This is a genomic window from Dietzia sp. DQ12-76 (assembly GCF_014145045.1).
In the GTDB taxonomy this organism is placed as follows: domain Bacteria; phylum Actinomycetota; class Actinomycetes; order Mycobacteriales; family Mycobacteriaceae; genus Dietzia.
In genome coordinates this window covers 1-1,729 of record NZ_JAALDV010000514.1, presented here as the reverse complement: position 1 = coordinate 1,729, position 1,729 = coordinate 1, and the positions used below count along the sequence as shown (strand labels likewise).

Here is a 1,729-nt window from a genome sequence, read left to right as displayed (position 1 = left end):
GATCGGCGGGCTCGGCGCCGTGGGACGCCACCTCGCCTCCTCCTTCCTCACTGCCGGGGCAAGCGTCACCCTGACCACCCGTCGTGACGCGGGAGATGTCGCCGCCGAGCTGGTCCCCCTGGGGGCGTCCGTGGTCACCTGGGACGGCCTCGACGCCACCGCCCTCGCCGAGATGGTTCGCGCTCTCCCGGCCGGCGGCCCACTGATCGTCGTGCAGTGCACCGGGGTGGTGGGCCGGGAGAGCTTCGCGACGGTCCAGGAGTCGGGGACGAAGACCCTCCTGGCCCACGATCGTGCGCGGGTCCAGGTCTGGCTCGCCCTCGAGGACGCGGTGGCGCAGCTCGGCGAGCGCGCCCCCGATGTCCTCGTGGCGATGTCGTCACTGGCCTCCGTCTCCGGTGGCTTCGGTCTGGCCGCGTACGCCGTGTCGTGCCGGGCTGTGGAACTGCGCTGCGAGAACGCCTCGCCGGCAGCGCGGACCCGGCGGATCGCGGTGGCCTGGGACGGGTGGCGGACGACCGACGCCGATGACGCCGCATTCGCCCGGAATTTGCTGAGACATGCGCTGGATCCGGACTACGCCTCGACGCTGCTGAGGCGGATCGCCGCCGGACCGTCCCGGGGAACGGTGATCGCCAGCCGCCGTCCGCTCACGATCGAGGGTGCGGATGTGGACCGCGCGACCGGCGCCGAAGTCTCCCTGCAGACCGCCGGAACACCATCGACCGTGGTCTCCCCGGGAGGCTCGGAGAGCTCGGACGGGCAGGAGGCCCGTGCGTCGCTCTCGCGTCTGTGCGAACTGTGGGCTGACGCGCTCGGCCTCCACCGGGACGAGGTCGGCGCCGACTCCGATTTTTTCGCCCTCGGTGGTCAGTCCCTGGCCGCGACACGACTGCTCGGCACTCTCCGCGACGAGCTGGGACTAGACCTGCGGCTGCGAGACCTCCTCGACGATCCGACGCCGGGGGGTGTCGCGGGAGCCGTCGTGTCGGATCCGGGTCGGGAGCAGGAGGACTCGTCCGGGGGCTCTGGCACGGAGGGTTCTGGCACGGAGGACTCTGGCACGGGGGGCGCGGGCACGGGGGATGCGGACATCGAGCCCGATCCCACAGACCCGGCGCCGTTGACGCCGGTCCAGCGTGCGTACCTCCTGGGCCGCGAGGACGACTACGGCATCGGTGGCGCGGCGTGCCACAGTTTCGTGGAGTTCCGTGCCCGTTCACTGGATCCGGATCGGTTCGAGGCCGCGTTCCGCACGATGGTGCAGAGGCACCCGATGCTGCGGACGGTCGTCGAGCTGGACGGGATGCACGAGGTCGACATCAGGCCCGAGGATTTCCGGCTCGACGTGACCGACCTGAGGCAGTCCGACGACCCCGAGACCGGGCTCCGGCGGTGGCGTGACCGCCTGTCGACGCGGCGCGCCCCGGCGTCACGGTGGCCGCTGGTCTGCCCGTACCTCGCGATCACCGCCGACGCGGTGCACGTGGGGTGGAGCGTCGACGTGCTGGTCTGCGACGCCGACAGCTTCGGCCTCCTGCACTCCGAGATGGGAGTGGTGTACCGCGGCGAGGACCCTGGCCCTGCTCCGCAGCGCACCTTCGCCGACCACGTGCGCAGTAGCGCGGCAGGGGGAGTCCCGGCTGGTCCCGGGCAGGACGAGGACCGCCGTTGGTGGGCGGAGCGGGCCGGACAGCTACCCGCGGCGCCCGAGATCACCGGCGGGGCT

The 1,729-nt window shown here is 72.4% G+C and carries 1 protein-coding gene; it reads left to right on the top strand.

Features of this window, described 5'->3' with window-relative positions:
- Nucleotide 1: 1 nt before the first annotated feature.
- A partial coding sequence (locus tag G6019_RS15870; protein ID WP_309230312.1) for a phosphopantetheine-binding protein occupies nt 2–1,729 on the top strand: 1,728 nt, incomplete at its 3' end.